This is a genomic window from Kribbella sp. NPDC051137 (assembly GCF_040682535.1).
In the GTDB taxonomy this organism is placed as follows: domain Bacteria; phylum Actinomycetota; class Actinomycetes; order Propionibacteriales; family Kribbellaceae; genus Kribbella; species Kribbella karoonensis.
Window position 1 is genome coordinate 1353390 of record NZ_JBFBBI010000002.1, and the last position, 15432, is coordinate 1368821.

Annotated in this window: 17 protein-coding genes; 12 read left to right on the plus strand and 5 right to left on the minus strand. The window is 69.0% G+C overall.

The features are described from left to right. Positions 1-17 precede the first annotated feature (17 nt). A complete protein-coding gene (locus tag AB0M51_RS13975; RefSeq protein WP_344187429.1) occupies positions 18-470 on the plus strand; it encodes a hypothetical protein in 453 nt (150 codons plus the stop codon). A gap of 37 nt (positions 471-507) precedes the next feature. On the opposite strand, the gene AB0M51_RS13980 is transcribed toward AB0M51_RS13975, so the two are convergent. Continuing rightward, positions 508-1149 carry an alpha-ketoglutarate-dependent dioxygenase AlkB gene (locus AB0M51_RS13980; RefSeq protein ID WP_344187428.1) on the minus strand — a complete coding sequence of 214 codons (642 nt, stop codon included), beginning with the start codon at positions 1147-1149 and terminating at the stop codon, positions 508-510. A 105-nt stretch (positions 1150-1254) separates the two neighbouring features. Between AB0M51_RS13980 and AB0M51_RS13985 the strand changes: the two genes are divergently transcribed. The 3 genes from AB0M51_RS13985 to AB0M51_RS13995 all read left to right on the plus strand — a co-directional run bounded on the left by AB0M51_RS13985 (position 1255) and on the right by AB0M51_RS13995 (position 3984). Next, the gene (locus AB0M51_RS13985) at positions 1255-1830 is read left to right on the plus strand and encodes a helix-turn-helix domain-containing protein (RefSeq protein ID WP_344187427.1); all 576 of its coding nucleotides are present in this window, start codon (positions 1255-1257) and stop codon (positions 1828-1830) included. Further along, a complete protein-coding gene (locus AB0M51_RS13990; RefSeq protein ID WP_344187426.1) occupies positions 1820-3052 on the plus strand; it encodes an MFS transporter in 1233 nt (410 codons plus the stop codon). Before AB0M51_RS13985 ends, AB0M51_RS13990 begins: the two co-directional genes overlap by 11 nt. Positions 3053-3114: 62 nt before the next feature. Next, the gene (locus AB0M51_RS13995) at positions 3115-3984 is read left to right on the plus strand and encodes an alpha/beta hydrolase (protein ID WP_344187425.1); all 870 of its coding nucleotides are present in this window, start codon (positions 3115-3117) and stop codon (positions 3982-3984) included. Positions 3985-4016: 32 nt separating this feature from the next. Here the strand turns inward: AB0M51_RS13995 and AB0M51_RS14000 are convergent, their stop codons facing one another. Then, positions 4017-4892, minus strand: a complete 876-nt coding sequence (locus AB0M51_RS14000) for a phosphotransferase (protein WP_344187424.1) — start codon at positions 4890-4892, stop codon at positions 4017-4019. A 245-nt stretch (positions 4893-5137) separates the two neighbouring features. Here AB0M51_RS14000 and AB0M51_RS14005 point away from each other — a divergent pair, with 245 nt between their 5' ends. Beyond that, positions 5138-5935, plus strand: a complete 798-nt coding sequence (locus AB0M51_RS14005) for a MarR family transcriptional regulator (RefSeq protein ID WP_344187423.1) — start codon at positions 5138-5140, stop codon at positions 5933-5935. Here AB0M51_RS14005 and AB0M51_RS14010 read toward each other — a convergent pair. Further along, entirely contained in the window at positions 5929-6489 is a 561-nt protein-coding gene (locus AB0M51_RS14010; protein WP_344187422.1) for a DinB family protein, read from the minus strand. The genes AB0M51_RS14005 and AB0M51_RS14010 overlap by 7 nt on opposite strands. 94 nt (positions 6490-6583) lie before the next feature. Between AB0M51_RS14010 and AB0M51_RS14015 the strand changes: the two genes are divergently transcribed. From AB0M51_RS14015 to xylA, 5 genes are all read left to right on the plus strand, one after another. Next, positions 6584-7942, plus strand: a complete 1359-nt coding sequence (locus AB0M51_RS14015) for an amidohydrolase (RefSeq protein ID WP_344187421.1) — start codon at positions 6584-6586, stop codon at positions 7940-7942. A 274-nt stretch (positions 7943-8216) separates the two neighbouring features. After that, positions 8217-8933: a hypothetical protein gene (locus AB0M51_RS14020; protein WP_344187420.1), complete on the plus strand. Its 717-nt coding sequence runs from the start codon at positions 8217-8219 to the stop codon at positions 8931-8933. Positions 8934-9020: 87 nt separating this feature from the next. Then, on the plus strand, positions 9021-10250 hold the full coding sequence (locus AB0M51_RS14025) for an ROK family transcriptional regulator (RefSeq protein WP_363749446.1): 1230 nt from the start codon (positions 9021-9023) through the stop codon (positions 10248-10250). After that, complete coding sequence (locus AB0M51_RS14030) at positions 10247-11410, plus strand: Gfo/Idh/MocA family oxidoreductase (protein WP_344187418.1); 1164 nt, start codon at positions 10247-10249, stop codon at positions 11408-11410. Before AB0M51_RS14025 ends, AB0M51_RS14030 begins: the two co-directional genes overlap by 4 nt. Continuing rightward, entirely contained in the window at positions 11407-12567 is a 1161-nt protein-coding gene (gene xylA, locus AB0M51_RS14035) for a xylose isomerase (RefSeq protein WP_344187417.1), read from the plus strand. The genes AB0M51_RS14030 and xylA overlap by 4 nt, the downstream gene beginning before the upstream one ends. Here xylA and AB0M51_RS14040 read toward each other — a convergent pair whose 3' ends face one another. Continuing rightward, a complete protein-coding gene (locus AB0M51_RS14040; RefSeq protein WP_344187416.1) occupies positions 12568-13623 on the minus strand; it encodes an epoxide hydrolase family protein in 1056 nt (351 codons plus the stop codon). 54 nt (positions 13624-13677) lie between these two features. Here AB0M51_RS14040 and AB0M51_RS14045 point away from each other — a divergent pair, with 54 nt between their 5' ends. Further along, positions 13678-13980, plus strand: a complete 303-nt coding sequence (locus AB0M51_RS14045) for a hypothetical protein (RefSeq protein WP_344187415.1) — start codon at positions 13678-13680, stop codon at positions 13978-13980. Beyond that, positions 13926-14714, plus strand: a complete 789-nt coding sequence (locus tag AB0M51_RS14050) for a DUF2071 domain-containing protein (protein WP_344187414.1) — start codon at positions 13926-13928, stop codon at positions 14712-14714. Before AB0M51_RS14045 ends, AB0M51_RS14050 begins: the two co-directional genes overlap by 55 nt. Here AB0M51_RS14050 and AB0M51_RS14055 read toward each other — a convergent pair. Next, positions 14641-15396 carry a hypothetical protein gene (locus AB0M51_RS14055; protein WP_344187413.1) on the minus strand — a complete coding sequence of 252 codons (756 nt, stop codon included), beginning with the start codon at positions 15394-15396 and terminating at the stop codon, positions 14641-14643. The two genes, AB0M51_RS14050 and AB0M51_RS14055, sit on opposite strands and share 74 nt — an antisense overlap. Positions 15397-15432: the final 36 nt, after the last annotated feature.

The following is a 15432-nucleotide window of genomic DNA, read 5'->3' on the forward strand; positions in this document are numbered from 1 at the left end:
CAACTCGGATCGGGGGTGTGATTCGCGGCATCTTTAATGGCATGAGCTTCGAACAGCTGCCCTCCACCTGGCCCGACCAACCACTCACCGATCCCGGGCTCGCCGCCAACGTCGTCGACCTGATGGTCAGTTTCGGCGACCGCGCCCGCGGCACCCTCACCGTCCTGCTCTGCGGCTCCGACGACCGCTTCCGATCCACCGTGATCGTCGAGCTGCCATCACCCGGACCGACCCCAACCGAACTCTGCGAAACCGCGCTCGGCCCGATCATCGAAGCTGTCCGCACCGCACCCGGCACTGCGCTCGTGCTGGCACTGGGCCGTTCCGGCTCCGGAAGCCCGACCGACGCCGACGACCAGTGGGCCACCGCTGCCAGGGGCAACTGCGCGGCGGCCGGCATTCGCCTGCTCGGCTTCTACATAGCCACCAGAGACGGCATCTACCAGCCTCCCGTCCCAGCCCTCACCTAACGCCGAGCGGAGTCCTCATCCGGAGTCCCGCGCAGTGTCATCTGACGCCCCGCGGCCGGAACTGGATGCTGATCCGCGGCCCGACATGCCCTGCCGCCTTCGGAATCGCGTGCTCCCACGTGCGCTGACAGGAGCCACCCATGACGATCAGATCACCGTGGCCGAGCGGATACCGCACGGCCGACGCCACCGCTTGCCCACTGCCCGGTCGCGGGCGAAGCGCCAGGATGCGCGGCTCACCGACCGAAAGGATCGCCACCATCGTGTCCTCGCGGTTGCCCCGCCCGATCCGGTCCCCGTGCCAGGCGACGCTGTCCTTCCCGTCCCGGTAGAAGCACAACCCCGCCGTCCGGAAGGGCTCACCCAGCTCGTCCGCGTAGTACGCACTCAAGGCATCCCGGGCCTGATCGAGGACAGGCAGCGGAAGCGTCGCGTTCTCCCCGTAGAAGCACAACAACCGCGGCACGTCGACCACCCGGTCGTACATCTGCCGCCGCTCGGCCTGCCACGGGACCTCACGCGCCAACCGCCCGTACACCTCATCGGCCCCGGCAAGCCACCCCGGCAAGACGTCAATCCAAGCCCCATGCCCGAGCTCGGTCCGCCTCATCCCGCCCAACGGCCCCAGCGCAGGCTCCTCGAACCCACCGAACAACGAGCCCTGAAGGTCAGCACCCATGCCCCCACCATACCGGAGATTCGAACAGATGTTCCCCTCGATTGCCGGCCTGCAGGAAAGCAGAAGAAGTGTTCGCGAAGAACTCTTCTGGGTTAGAGTGGGGTGGTGAGTGACCAGATGCCCTCGGGCGACGTCGTCCTGGATGCTGCGAGCCTGCGAGTGCTGGCTCATCCGATGCGGCTGACGTTGCTGGAGCACCTGCGGCAACGCGGTCCGGCGACGGCGCGGCAGCTTGCGGCGCATTACGAGATCGACTCCGGCGCGGCGAGCTATCACCTGCGACGGTTGGCCGAGGGAGGCTTGATCGAAGAGGACGTCGAGCGCGGCACCCGGCGGGACCGCTGGTGGCGGGCTCGGCACCGGTCGTCGGTGCACCAGCCCGCGGACGACGGTCCCGAGGAGCGACAGGACAGCCGGGCGTACTTGCATGCGGTCGTGCTCGCGTACAGCGAGCAACTGCGACGGCTTGCCTACACGGCGCCGCTACTGCCGGACGAGTGGTACGACGTCTCCACGTTCAGCAATTACACGCTACGACTGACCCCGGAGGAGCTCAGCGAGGCGAAGTCCGAGCTGGCTGCGGTGATCAAGAAGTACCGCGACCGCGACGACGGTGCGGGCGTGCCGGTTTCCCTCCAGTTGCACGCGTTTCCGCTGTTGGAGCCGGACGATGACGCTTAGGGCACGTCTCCCAAGCGGTGCGGGTCCCACCGTCGCCTACCGGGACGGCAACGTCGTGCGCTGGACGGCGGCCTACACCGCGTCGGTCAGCGGCGACGTCGTCTTCTTCCTCACCCTGTCCTGGGCGGTGACCCAGCTGGCCGGGCCGGCCCAGGTCGGGGCAGTGCTCGCCGTCGGAGCCGTTCCCCGGGCGGTGCTGATGCTGGCCGGCGGAGTAATCGCCGACCGGTACGGGCCGCGCCGAGTCGTGATCGGCAGCGATCTCGCCCGCTGCCTGATCGTGCTCGGGGCTGCCGCACTGATGCAGTTCGCAATCGCTCGGCTGTGGATGCTGTTCGCCGTCGCGTTGATCTTCGGCGTGATCGACGCACTGTTCATGCCGGCGGTCGGGGCACTGGCCGGCCGCCTGACCGATCCGGGCCAGCTGGGCCGGGTCCAAGGGCTGCGGATGCTGGCGGTCCGGCTCAGCAACGCGGTTGGTCCCATGATCGCGGCGATGGTGTTGACCGCCGCGGGAGTTGCCGTCGGCCTCGGGTTGGCCGGCTTGTTGTTCAGCCTGTCCGTCGGCCTTCTGCTCGCGGTGCGCCTGAACCGGATTGAACCCGGCGTGCGGAAGACAGGCTCACCCCTCGCCGACCTCAAGGACGGGTTGAAGCACCTTCGGGGGAACCGCCAGCTGACTCGGCTGGTTCTGGTGGTTGGGCTGGGCGAGCTGTGCTTCAGCGGTCCGGTGGGAATCGGTCTGGTCCTGCTGACCGCCGAGCGCCACTGGGCGGCGTCCGTCCTCGGCTGGACCCTCAGTGCGTTCAGCATCGGAGGTGCCGCCGCCGGGATTCTGCTCACGGCGCTGACTCGCATCCGGCGAGCAGGCGTCGTACTCGCCTGCTGCCTGCTCGCGACGGCCGTTCTGGTCGGCGCCCTGGGACAGGTCACCACCGCCGGCATGCTGATTGCCGGTTCAGCTCTGCTCGGAACGGTCAGCGGTGCCGCATCAGCAATCGGCAACGCCCTACTGCAACGCAATACCGATCCCCGTTACCTCGGCCGAGTCGGGTCGGTAACCTCCCTCTCCACCGTGGGCCTGAGCCCACTCCTGTACCCGATCGCCGGCGTCGTCGCGGCACTCTGGGGAACAGCCGCCTTCTTCGCCGGCTGCGCCCTCATCTGCCTACTGGCGACAGCAACCGCCGCAACCAAATCCGTCCGCACCTCCGACCTCTGACACCGCCCCACCAGTCGCTGACGGAGCGACAGGACACTTCTCGGACCGGGCATACTGCGGGGATGCGTATGGCTGTCGCCGATGTGTCGCTCTACTTTGACGTCGAAGGCTGCGGCTTGACTGCTCAGGGGGACAGGATGCTGGCCCGGCCGACGCTGCTCCTCCTGCACGGAGGACCGGGTGCGGATCACAGCCTGTTCAAGCCGGAGTTCTCGCTCCTCGCCGACGTCGCCCAGGTGATCTACCTCGATCAGCGCGGTTCGGGCCGGTCGGACCGCGGCAAGCCGGAGCTGTGGACCTGGACGCGCTGGGCCGACGATGTCGCCGCGTTCTGCGAAGCGCTGGACATCCGTACTCCGGTGCTGGTGGGTTCCTCCAGTGGCGGTCGGGTCGCGGTCGAGTGCGCAGCCCGGCACCCGGGTCTGGTCGCGGGCCTGGTCCTGGAGAGCACTCTCGGCGTGCCCACTTCTCTGGACGAGAGCCTCGAAGTATTCGAGCGCCGCGGAGGGCAGGTCGCCCGGGATGCTGCCGCAAGGCACTTGGGCGGAGATACCAGCCCCTCGGCGGCCAAGGCCTGGGCAGATCATGGTTTGCCGTTGTATGCAGGCGCCTCAGACGGCGACATAGCTTCGCGCATGGCACGCGCGCTGATCAACGACGAGGTACAAGCCCATTTCCGGGCAGGCGGCTGCGGGCCTGCTGAGGTGAACGCGGCTCTCGCGACCGCGGTCGCCTGCCCGACGCTGATCCTGGCCGGCGAGGACGATCCAGTGTCGCCCGCACCCGCGGCCAGGCGCCTGGCGACGCTACTCACCAGCAGCGCGACCCAGGTAGAGGTGCTGGCAGGAGTAGGGCACGGGGTGTTCCGCCAAGCACCGGAGAAGGCCTTCGACGCCGTACGCACATTCCTTCGCAACCTCCCTACCCGATAGCGACGGAAACCGCCCAGGGACCACCCGCGGTCTCAGAGATTCAATCGAACTTGACGCAGTGCTGCGAAGGCTTCGACCATCGCCTCATCCTCGACAGGATCGGCTGCGTGAACCCGCCGCCAGAACGCGATCCCGCTGCGAAGACGCGCTCGTATCAGCGGAATCAAGGCATTCGACGGCCGCACCGGACCGCCGGCCCGCTGGTACTCGCCCAGAAACTCCAGTGCGTGGTCAAGGTCCAATGCATCGCCGGCAGGCGTCTTTCCGAACTCCCAGACCGACCAGGCAAGTTCGTTGATCAGCGGTCCCCATTCGACCTCGTCCCAATCAACCACGCCGACGATCCGTCCCTCGCGGCAAAGGACGTTGCCTGGGAAGAAGTCCCGGTGCATCCATCCGACCGGTTCGTCGCCGCCGTGACCATGCCGTGAACGCAGCCATTCATCCAGCTCGCGATCTGGGAACAGCCGCTCGGCCTCGGAGTCATCACGTGCTGGGGGTACCCCCTCGCCCAGGCCCGGAAAGACGCGGGCAGAAATGTGCAGCCGCGCCAGTAGACGAGCTGCCTGCCGACGCTCAAGAGGATTCTGTCTGTCCAGCGGCGCGCCCATCACGAACGGCCAGACAGTGATCGGATGGCCCTGCCACAGGAACGCCGCTTCACCGTCAGACGCCGCCAGGGGCGCAATCACCTCAGGGATCGTGCCGGCGAACTCCGCGGCAACCTTGCAGGACCATTGCTGCTCTGGCAGCGGGTAGTACTGGGACAGCCGGATCACCACAGACGGCTCCGAGCTCAGTCTCCACAGCTTGCTCGCAGTCCCACCGCTGATCGCCTCCGCGTCCTTGGCCACAACGCCGTACCGAGCGCGAACTTCCCCGAGTAGTGCTTCAGGAACAGCCTCCATGACGCCAACCTCACTGGTCTTGACCGCATGCGGTCAGCCAAGTGGACCACTCCGCAGATGTGACCGCAAAGGCTCAGATCCTTGCTGCGCGCCACCTCACGGTTCGTAGGTGCGAAGAGGGCGACTCGGGGGTGTCGGATTTGGGGGGTGCTGTTCGTCGCATGGGCGAGAGGGTGTCCAGCAGGGCGCTGTCACTAGCGAAGGAGATGTCGAGGATGTCGCAGCCGCTGACCAAGGTTCACCGTATGTCCGAGTTCACCGAGGCGATCGGGACCGTTACGTTCACCGACGTGCCGAACGAGGAGTTCCTGGCCGTGGGGATGCGCAACTACTGGGATGGCTACTTCGCGGGCCGGGCCGCGCCGCTCGGGCTCGCGCCGGCCGAGGTTGTGCACTCGGTGTTCTACAACTTCGCCGACGGCGAGGTGGCGCGGCACATTCCGTGGGTCTGGGGGAAGATCACGCCCGAGGACGCGATCGCCGTCCGCGAGCGGGGCAGTGCCAAGGCCCTTCGGCTGTTGATCGGGGACGAGCTCGCCGACTCGGCCGGTCTGGTACGGGCGGCCGAGCTTGCCACGCGGGCGGCGTACAGCGCACCGACCGAGGGCCGCGTGCTGTACGCGGGCCTGCGGACCATCGACGTACCGCAGGAGCCGGTCGCCAAGCTCTGGCACGCGGCGACCTTGCTGCGGGAACACCGGGGCGACGGGCACAACATCGCCCTGGTCGCGCACGGAATCGGCGGGACCGAGGCTCACGTTCTGGCGGCGCTCGCGGCGGGGATGCGGGCGGAGGAGTTCGGCCGGGTCCATCACCTGCCCAAGGCCCAGCTGGCCGGAGTCGTCGACGGTCTCCGCAACCGCGGCCTGGTGAACTCCGCCGGTGGGTTCACCGAGGCCGGCCGCGATCTCAAGACCCGGATCGAGGCTCTCACCGATGAGCTGGCGGCACCGGCGTACGACGTACTCACGGCGGCCGAGCTCGACGAACTGATCACGCTGCTGGAACCGATCGCCGCCGCGCTGCAGGCCGCCGACTACTGAGGAGTGCCGAGCCGGAGGTAGAGGTCGCGGAGCAGGCAGATCTCGGCGCCGTGGTGGATGAGTTCGACACTCGTGTAGAGGATCTTCTTCGCCATCGGCGCGTGGGCGAAGGCGGGTGGTGTGCCTTGCGGCTGGCCGAGTCCGACGGTGCCGAGGCTGCGTACGCCGTTCAGCCAGGTCGCGTACTCGTCGTCGAGTTGCTGCAGCGCTTCCTGGGCGGTGCCCGCATAGCAGAACGTGTCGATGCCGATGGCCTCGCTGCTGAAGCGTTTGCTGCTCGTCGAGGCCAGCCCGCCGATGAGGTGTGCCAGTCGCCAGGCGATCGTCGTGACTGGTTCCGGGTCGTGGGGCGGTTCGGCGTAGTCCATGGTGAACTCGCCTCCGCCGAACGAGATCGGCGCGGAACTCTCGCCGCGGCGGCTGAGCGTCCAGCAGCCGGCGACCGGCTGCCAGAAGTACTCGTCGTCGCTCAGCCCGTCCAGCCGCGGCCGAAGCCGCTCCTGCCAGTGCGCGTCGATCTGGTCCACGACCTCGACATTCCAGTCAACGTCCATCCGCCGACGGTAGCTGGCGGAGGGGCTTCGGCGGTGGGACGGACCGGGGGTCCGGGAGACTGCTGGTCGAAGGCCCGGTCGACTGGAGGACGGTATGGCGCGGTTGGTGATTCGGAACGTGGTGGTGCTGGTGGTGCCCGAGGTGGGGGAGTGCCGGGTGGAGGAGGCACGGGACATCCACGTGCAGGACGATCGCATCGTCGCCGTCACCCCGACCGGCAGCCAACCGGGCAGCCAACTCGACGGCCGACCCGGCGGCGATGAGCCGGAGGTGGTGGACGGGAGTGGGTTGCTGGCGGTGCCGGGGTTGGTGAATTCGCATACGCACAGCCCGATGGTGATGATGCGGGGCGCCGCGGAGGATCTGGCGATCGAGGACTGGTTCAACCGGCGAGTCTGGCCGATGGAGGTCAACCTGACGCCGGAGCGGGTTCGGGTCGGCGCGCGGTTGGCTTGCGCGGAGATGCTGCTGGGCGGGGTGACGACGTTCGTCGACCACTACTTCCACGCCGATCAGATCGCTGCCGCCGCGGTGGAGACGGGCATCCGGGCGGATCTCGCGCCGACGTACTTTTCCTCCACGGAGCAAGACCTCATCGCTGCCTTCGACGTGACGCGGGAGCTTCGGGAGTTGCATCCGCGGATCACCGCGAGCCTCGGGCCGCACGCGACGTACACGGTCAGCGACGACGATCTCCGGCGTACGGCGGAGATCGCGCGGGCGGAGGGATTCCGGGTCCACCTGCACGCGGCGGAGACCGACGGGCAGACGCAGGCGTCGATCGACAAGCACGGCGTGACGCCGGTGCAGGTACTGGAGCGTACGGGCGTGCTCGACGCCGGGGCCCTGATCGCGCACGGTTGCGGTATCCGTGAGCCGGACCTGGCGATCCTGGAGCGGTACGCGGACCGTACGGCGGTGGCGTCCTGCCCGAAGGTCTACCTCAAGCTGGCGATGGGGGAGGTCACGCCGATCAAGGGCCTCCTGAAGGCCGGCGTCAAGGTAGGTGTCGGTACCGACGGCGCCGCCGTACACAACACGCTCGATGTCTGGGAGGCGATCCGGATGGTCGCGCTCACCCAGAAGCAACGCGAGAACGACGCCGAGTGGATGACCCTGTCCGACACCCTCCGACTAGCGACCCGGGGAAGTGCCGCCGCGGCAGGCCTGAGCCGGCAGGTCGGCGTACTCGAGCCGGGCTACCAGGCCGACATCGCGCTCGTCGACCTCAGCGCACCGCACAACCAGCCGCTGCACGACCCACGTGCCGCCTTCGTGTACTCCGTCCGCGCCGCCGACGTCGTCACGGTCCTCGTCGCCGGCACGGTCGTCGTACGCGATCGTGAGCTGACCACCATGGATCTCCAAGAGGTCCTCGCGGACGCACAATCCCTCGCGCACACCCTGGTCGACCTGTCCGCGGGCGGCTCGATCCAGCACTACAACCCCTAGTGCACGTCTCGCAGACCCCCTCGGCGAGCATCTGACAGCGACAGGGTGACGACCGTCCGTCGGGAAATGCAAAGATCGCGTTGAGTAACCCCACCGCGGTGATTCGACGGCCCTGTGACGGGGGAAGCTGTCGATCATCGGGGGTCGTTCGTTGCTGTCCGCAAGGACGGGGGAGCGGTGCGTGATGCCGTCGCTTCCCTCTGGTCCTGAGTGCCGGAGCCATGGCACGATCGGCCACCGAGGTACCACAGGGGACTGGGACGAGTGAGGCTGTATGAACGGGCGGACAGCGGAGGGCAGTCGGCTCCCGATGAACGGGACCGCGGCGGCGAACGGAACCAGTAACGGTCACACTCCGCAACCAAACACTCACCTGGAGCCGCCCGGCGAGTGGCAGTCGGGGCAACGTGTCGGTGAGGTCCGCCTCGACCAGCCGGAGGACGTGGTACGCCGGTCCGAGTGGCTGTCGGAGGTTCGCGACCGGCCTCGTGACCCGAGCGGTACGACGCTGCGCCAGTTCAACACGCCCGTCCGGGTCGACGAGATCGCAGTCGCGGCGATGACGCTCGCCGAGGACCTGCAGGCCGCGACGCAGACGATGCCGGAGTCCGTCGAGCTGCGCCGGTTCCGGCGCGACCTCGACCACGCGGTGACCACGTTCCGGGACCTGGCGAGCCGGCTGGAGGCGACCGCGGGCAAGCTCGTCCGGCTGGCCGCGAACGAGGGCCAGGCGTGCGGCGTCGGCTGGGGTGTCTGCCCCGAGCACGGGCTGACGCTGATGAACCTCGGCGACACGATCACCTGCCACGTCCTCGGCTGCCACCGCGAGAACGTCGGCGACGTCGAGCGCTGCAGTCACCCGGTCGCGTACCGGGTCGTCGACGCGGCCGGCCCGGCGCTGCTCACCTGCGCGGGCCACGCCGTCGCCTGCCGGCTGTACTTCGACAACCCGGTGATCACCGCCACCGCCGACAGCATGGAGCTGTTCTAAATCCTTCCCACCGGCACCTCTTGACGTGCTGGCGTCCCGAACTTAGTTTGTTGGATCAACAGACTAAGTCCGGAAAGGTGGCGCGCGATGGTGAACCGAGGTGTTGCCGCCGACCACGTCGCGCTCCGGCGGAACAACCTCTCGGTGGTGCTGCGGCACGTGCACGACCTCGGCCCGCGCTCCCGCGCGCGCATCGCCGAGGAGACCGGGCTGAACAAGGCGACCGTCAGCAGCCTGGTCGCCGAACTCGTCGAACGCGGACTGCTCCGTGAGGGTTCCGCCGACTCCAGCCGCGCGCTCGGCCGCCCCGGCCAGCTGGTCGAGCTCGACGGTACGGGCGTCTGCGGCATCGGCGCCGAGATCAACGTCGAGTACCTCGCGGTCGTCGCGCTCGACCTCGCGGGCAACGTCGTCCACGAGAAGCGCGTGCCGGTGGACGTCGCGCACCTCGGACCCGGTACGACGCTCGACCGGTGCGCCGAGCTCGTCCGGGAAGCGGTCGACGCGGTGGACGCGCGGCAAGGGCGACTGGCCGGCGTCACGCTCGCCGTGCCCGGGCTGGTCGAGGGCGAGACCGGTGAGCTGAAGCTCGCCCCGAACCTCGGCTGGAGCGAGCTGTCCGTCGCCAAGGAGATGCGCTCCCGCCTCGGCGAACCGACGTACCCGCTGCAGGTGGACAACGAGGCGAACCTGGCGACGCTGGCGGCGTACGGCGAACTCCGCGAGGCCGACGCGCTGCACGATCTCGTCCTGCTGACCGGTGCGGTGGGCGTCGGTGGCGGAGTGGTGTCCGGCGGCCAGCTGCTCCGCGGCGCGCGCGGCTACAGCGGCGAGGTCGGCCACATGCCGGTGGCCCCGGACGGGCAGGCCTGCGGCTGCGGACGGACCGGCTGCTGGGAGACCGTCGTCGGACTGACCGCACTGTTGCGCAAGGCAACGGATCCCGACGACCCGGTCCGGGATCCGTCGCTGGACGTCGAGCGCCGGCTGGCCGCGGTCGTGGAGCGCGCCGAGGCGGGTGACGTCCGCACGCTCGAGGCGCTGACCGAGGTCGGCACCTGGCTGGGCGTCGGCGGCGCGATCCTGGTGAACATCCTGAACCCGGCCGCGCTCGTGCTCGGCGGGTACTTCGCCGTCCTCGGCCCGTGGCTGGAAGAACCGCTGGACAAGGCGCTGCGGCAGCGGGTGCTCGCCGCGGACGGCGGCGGCTGTCGGGTCGTCCGATCGGACCTCGGCTTCGGGGCCGCGGTCCGCGGCGGCGCGCAGATCTGTCTCGACCAAGTATTCGCCGACCCGACACAGCTAGGAGAGTCATGACGAACGTGGGCATCGGCCTGATCGGCTACGCGTTCATGGGCGCGGCCCATTCGCAGGCCTGGCGGAGCGCGCCGCGCTTCTTCGACCTGCCGCTGGAACCAGAGATGAACGTCCTGTGCGGCCGCAACGCCGACGCCGTCCAGGCCGCCGCGGCCAAGCTCGGCTGGAAGGCGACCGAGACCGACTGGCGCAAGGCGATCGAGCGCGACGACGTCCAGCTGGTCGACGTGTGTACGCCGGGCGACAGCCACGCGGAGATCGCGATCGCCGCGCTCGAAGCCGGCAAGCACGTGCTGTGCGAGAAGCCGCTCGCGAACACCGTCGAGGAGGCCGAGGCGATGACCGCCGCGGCGGAAGCGGCCAAGGCCAAGGGGATCCGCTCGATGGTCGGGTTCACCTACCGGCGGGTTCCGGCGATCGCGCTCGCCCGGCAGTTCGTTGCCGAGGGCAAGCTGGGGACCATCCGGCACGTCCGCGCGCAGTACCTGCAGGACTGGATCGCGGACCCGGAGGCGCCGCTGTCCTGGCGGCTGGACAAGACCAAGGCGGGTTCCGGTGCGCTCGGTGACATCGGCGCGCACATCGTCGACATGACGCAGTACATCACCGGCGACACGATCGGCGAGGTGAGCGCGCGGCTCGAGACCTTCGTCAAGGAACGCCCGGTCGCTGCGGAGCACTCGGGTCTGGCCGGTACGGCGGGAACCGAGCGCGGCCCGGTGACCGTCGACGACGCCGCGGTGTTCCTGGCCACCTTCCGCTCCGGGGCGCTGGGTGTCTTCGAGGCGACGCGGTTCGCGACCGGGCGGAAGAACGCCATCCGGATCGAGATCAACGGCAGCCTCGGCAGCCTCGCGTTCGACTTCGAGGACATGAACCTGCTGCATTACTACGACGCAGCGGACGACGCGAGGACGGCCGGCTTCCGCCGGATCCTCGCCACCGAACCCGACCACCCGTACGTCGCCGCGTGGTGGCCGCCGGGCCACCTGCTCGGCTACGAGCACGGGTTCACCCATCAAGCCGTCGACCTGGTCACCGCGATCGCGGACGGAACCGACCCGGCGCCGTCGTTCGCCGACGGGCTGCAGGTGCAGCGTGTGCTCGCCGCGGTCGAGGCCAGTTCGAACTCACGTCAATGGCAGGAGATTGCGCAATGAACGACTACACGCCGTCCAAGGACGACAAGTTCTCCTTCGGGCTGTGGACCGTCGGCTGGCAGGGCGTCGACGTCTTCGGTACGGCGGTCCGTCCGGCGATGGACCCGGTGCACGCCGTCGAGAAGCTCGCCGAGCTGGGCGCCGCCGCGGTGACGTTCCACGACGACGACGTCGTCCCCGACGACGGCACCCGCGACCAGGTGCTCGAGCGGTTCAAGAAGTCGCTCGCCGACACCGGCATGGGCGTCGAGATGATGACCACCAACCTGTTCGCGCACCCGGTCTTCAAGGACGGCGGCCTGACCGCGAACGACCGTCAGGTACGCCGGTACGCGCTGGCGAAGGTACTGCGGAACGTCGACCTGGCCGCCGAGCTCGGCGCCACGACGTACGTGCTGTGGGGCGGCCGCGAGGGTGCGGAGTCCGGCGGCTCGAAGGACGTCCGGGCGGCGCTGGACCGCTACAAGGAGTCGATGGACATCCTGTGCGCGTACGTCCGCGAGCAGGGTTACGACATCCGCTTCGCGATCGAGCCGAAGCCGAACGAGCCGCGCGGCGACATCCTGCTGCCGTCGATCGGCCATGCCATTGCCTTCATCAACGATCTCGCCGACCCCGAACTGGTCGGCATCAATCCCGAGGTCGGGCACGAGGAGATGGCCGGGCTCAACTACGCGCACGGCATCGCGCAGGCGCTGTGGCACGGGAAGCTGTACCACATCGACCTCAACGGGCAGCACGGTCCGCGGTTCGACCAGGACCTGCGGTTCGGAGCCGGGAACCTGCGCGGGGCGTTCTGGACCGTCGACGCACTCCAGGGTTCCGGAACCTACCCGGCGTACGAGGGGCACATCCACTTCGACTACAAGCCGCCGCGGACCGAGGACGAGGAAGGGGTCTGGGAGACCGCGAAGGCGTGCATGCGCAACTACCTGATCCTGCGGGACAAGGTGCGCGCGTTCCGCGCGGATCCCGAGGTTGCGGAAGCGCTGGCCGCGGCGCGGGTCGCGGAGCTGTCCGAGCCGACGCTGGGCGAGGGCGAGTCGCTGGACGAGCTCCGCAACGCGACGTTCGACCGGGAGGAGCCGGCCGCTCGCGGTCTCGGCTTCGAGAAGCTGGACCAGCTCGCGATGGAGCACCTCCTGGGCGTGCGGTAGCTACAACCTACTGAAGAAGGTGCGGAGGTCCTCGACGACGAGTTCGGGGACCTCCAGTGCCGCGAAGTGCCCGCCGCGGTCGAACTCGGTGTAGTGCACGACGTCGAACTCGCGCTCGACCAGCTTGCGGACCGTGCTGTCGTTCGGGAACACCGCGAGGCCGGTCGGCACCGGGCAGTACGAGACCTGTGCGCCCCACGCGGACTGCGCCTCGCGGTACAGGCGCGCCTGTGAGCCGGCGGTCCGCGTCACCCAGGTGAGCGTCACGGTGTCGAGGACGTGATCGTTGCTGACGGCACCTTCCCGGTGGCCGTAGTCGTCGTACCACTCGAGGTTCCAGGCGAGTTGTCCGACCGGGGAGTCGAGCAACGAATACGCGAGGGTCTGCGGGCGGGTGCCCTGGATCGCGGCGTACCCGGAGCGCTCGTTCTGCCAGCGGTCCAGGCCGCCGAGCCGTTGCTGCTCCGCCTCGGTCAGCTCCTCGCCCTGCGGGAACACGAAGTATCCGTCGAGGTGCAGGCCGACCACCCGCTCCGGGACGAGCCGTGCGAGGGCGGGCCCGATGCGGGCGCCCCAGTCGTACCCGTGCACGCCGTACCGCTCGAAGCCGAGCTGTTCCATCAACGCGATCCAGGCGCGCGCCATCCGGTCCACACCCCAGCCGTGCGTCGTCGTCACGCCGCTGAACCCGAACCCGGGCATCGTCGGCACGACCACGGTGAAGTCCTCGGCCAGCGCGTCGATCACCTCCAGATAGTCGGACGCGGCTCCGGGCCAGCCGTGCAGCAACAACAACGGTGTCCCCGTGCCGGTGAGGACGTAGTGCACCCGTTGACCGTCGACCTCGGTCACGTACTGTGGATACGTATTCATCCGCTTCTCGAAGCGCCTCCAGTCGTACGACGTGCGCCAGTACTCTGTCACCTCCCGCAGCCGTCCGAGCTCCACGCCGTACGACGACCCCGCGTCCGGCAACTGGTCCGGCCAGCGCGTCGCGTCCAGCCTGCGCTGCAACTCGTCCAACTCCGCCTGTGGTACCTCTGCCCGAAACTCCATGCTTCCGAGGCTAGAAGCAGTACCGGACAGCGATTGACCGCTACGCTCGACGTCATGAAGTACGTCGCACGGATCGTCGAGGTGCCCGAGCACGGCATCAAGCTGGAGCCGGTCGACGGGACCACCGTCCCGGAGCAGCCGACCGAGGTGAACCTGCTCGGGATGGCGATCGCGCTCGCGCTGGGCGCGGCCGGTTACCGCCACCATGCGGAGCAGCGGGACCCGGGGCTGCAGACCCTGGACGCGCTGATCGCGGGTGACGCGATCATGCCGTGGAAGCCGGGCACCGACGGGTTCCTGGTGTGCGAGCTGAACGACGGCCGGCCGACCTGCGAGGTCCGGCCGAGCGCGGAGTGAGCTGGCCGGCCGCGCCGCCGTTGCCGCGGCCGCGGATCCTGCGACAGCGGTGGCTCGATCTCACCTTCGTGCATTGGGCTTTCGAGCCCGCGGACGTCGCGCAGTGCTTCCCACCCGGGACCCGTCCGGACACCTTCGAGGGACGGACGTACGTCGGGCTGGTGCCGTTCCGGATGGTCGGCACCGGGCTGCCGCGCGGGCCGGGTGTTCCGTACGTCGGCTCGTTCCTGGAGACCAACCTCCGGCTGTACTCCGTCGACGAGACCGGCCGGCGTGGAGTCGTGTTCCTGAGCCTGGACGCGGACCGGCTCGCGGTCGTGGCGGCGGCGCGGACCGTCTTCGGGCTGCCGTACCGCTGGGCGCGGATGGCGCACGAACGCGACGGCAACCACCACGACTACAGCTCGACGGTCCGCGCCTCCGGCGCCCATGCGACCGTCGGCGTGGACATGGGCGAACGCCTCCCGATCGGTCCACTTGAGGACTTCCTCACTGCTCGCTGGGGACTGCATGTCCATCGGGCCGGACGCACTTGGTACCTCCCGAACGAGCACCCACCCTGGATCCTGCACGACGCGACGCTGACCACCTTGGACGCGGACAGTCTGCTGCTGTCGGTCGGCCTCACGCCGCCGGACCGGGCCCCGGATCACGTCGCCTTCAGCGCGGGCGTTCCTGCGGCGTTCGCCGTACCATCAGGTCCCTCATCAGCTCTTCCGTCTGGTCGACGATGAACCCGATGCCGAGCTGACGGGCCCAGCGGGTCACCTCGGTCGCGAGCGCCGCTGATCCGTCGGCGTCGCCCTCGTCGCGGAGCAGGATCGCGAGGTGCGCCTGCTGGGCGAGTGCCGGACGGAGGTGTCCGTGCTTCTGCAGGAGCTCGGTCGACTGCTCCCACTGCTCTCGTGCGAGCTCCAGGTTCCCGGCGGCATGTGAGTGATGTCCGAGATGCCGAAGCGCCTGTGCTTTCGTCAGCTCGTCGCCCAGCTCCAGCGCGTGGGTGTAGTGCTCGATCGCCTCCGCAGGCTGTTCGTACACGTTGTCGGCGATCGCGCCGGCCCAGAAGCTCGCCGCGGCTCGTCGCGCGTCGTCAGGGGCGTCCCCGACCAACGTGAGCATCCGGTCGCGGAGGTCGCCGTCCCCGGAGCGGAAGAGCGCGTCCGCGTAGTCCTTGCGGAGCTCGAGCAGCGCGAGGTCCCACGAGTCCTCGGGTACGGCGGCGAGCGCGGCCGTGGCGTGGTCGGACTGCTGACCGAAGTCGTGGTCGACGGCGACCGCGGCGCGGGCGAGCGCGAGGGAGTGCTGCTCCGCGGGGTCGTCGGACCTGGTGGCGTCGAGGAGCTCGGTCGCGGCGGTCCAGTGACCGGCGAGCATCAGCTTGGTGGCGGCGGTGACAACGGCTTCGACAGAGTTCATGACGAAAAGGTATTTCGACATCGAAACATTTGACAA

Excerpts from the sequence above, each read along its gene's own strand:
- AB0M51_RS13980 (WP_344187428.1), bottom strand. The coding sequence starts at position 1,149 with ATGGGTGCTGACCTTCAGGGCTCGTTGTTCGGTGGGTTCGAGGAGCCT.
- AB0M51_RS13990 (WP_344187426.1), top strand. The coding sequence starts at position 1,820 with ATGACGCTTAGGGCACGTCTCCCAAGCGGTGCGGGTCCCACCGTCGCC.
- AB0M51_RS13995 (WP_344187425.1), top strand. The coding sequence starts at position 3,115 with ATGCGTATGGCTGTCGCCGATGTGTCGCTCTACTTTGACGTCGAAGGC.
- AB0M51_RS14000 (WP_344187424.1), bottom strand. The coding sequence starts at position 4,892 with ATGGAGGCTGTTCCTGAAGCACTACTCGGGGAAGTTCGCGCTCGGTAC.
- AB0M51_RS14005 (WP_344187423.1), top strand. The coding sequence starts at position 5,138 with ATGTCCGAGTTCACCGAGGCGATCGGGACCGTTACGTTCACCGACGTG.
- AB0M51_RS14010 (WP_344187422.1), bottom strand. The coding sequence starts at position 6,489 with ATGGACGTTGACTGGAATGTCGAGGTCGTGGACCAGATCGACGCGCAC.
- AB0M51_RS14015 (WP_344187421.1), top strand. The coding sequence starts at position 6,584 with ATGGCGCGGTTGGTGATTCGGAACGTGGTGGTGCTGGTGGTGCCCGAG.
- AB0M51_RS14020 (WP_344187420.1), top strand. The coding sequence starts at position 8,217 with ATGAACGGGCGGACAGCGGAGGGCAGTCGGCTCCCGATGAACGGGACC.
- AB0M51_RS14025 (WP_363749446.1), top strand. The coding sequence starts at position 9,021 with ATGGTGAACCGAGGTGTTGCCGCCGACCACGTCGCGCTCCGGCGGAAC.
- AB0M51_RS14030 (WP_344187418.1), top strand. The coding sequence starts at position 10,247 with ATGACGAACGTGGGCATCGGCCTGATCGGCTACGCGTTCATGGGCGCG.
- xylA (WP_344187417.1), top strand. The coding sequence starts at position 11,407 with ATGAACGACTACACGCCGTCCAAGGACGACAAGTTCTCCTTCGGGCTG.
- AB0M51_RS14040 (WP_344187416.1), bottom strand. The coding sequence starts at position 13,623 with ATGGAGTTTCGGGCAGAGGTACCACAGGCGGAGTTGGACGAGTTGCAG.
- AB0M51_RS14045 (WP_344187415.1), top strand. The coding sequence starts at position 13,678 with ATGAAGTACGTCGCACGGATCGTCGAGGTGCCCGAGCACGGCATCAAG.
- AB0M51_RS14055 (WP_344187413.1), bottom strand. The coding sequence starts at position 15,396 with ATGAACTCTGTCGAAGCCGTTGTCACCGCCGCCACCAAGCTGATGCTC.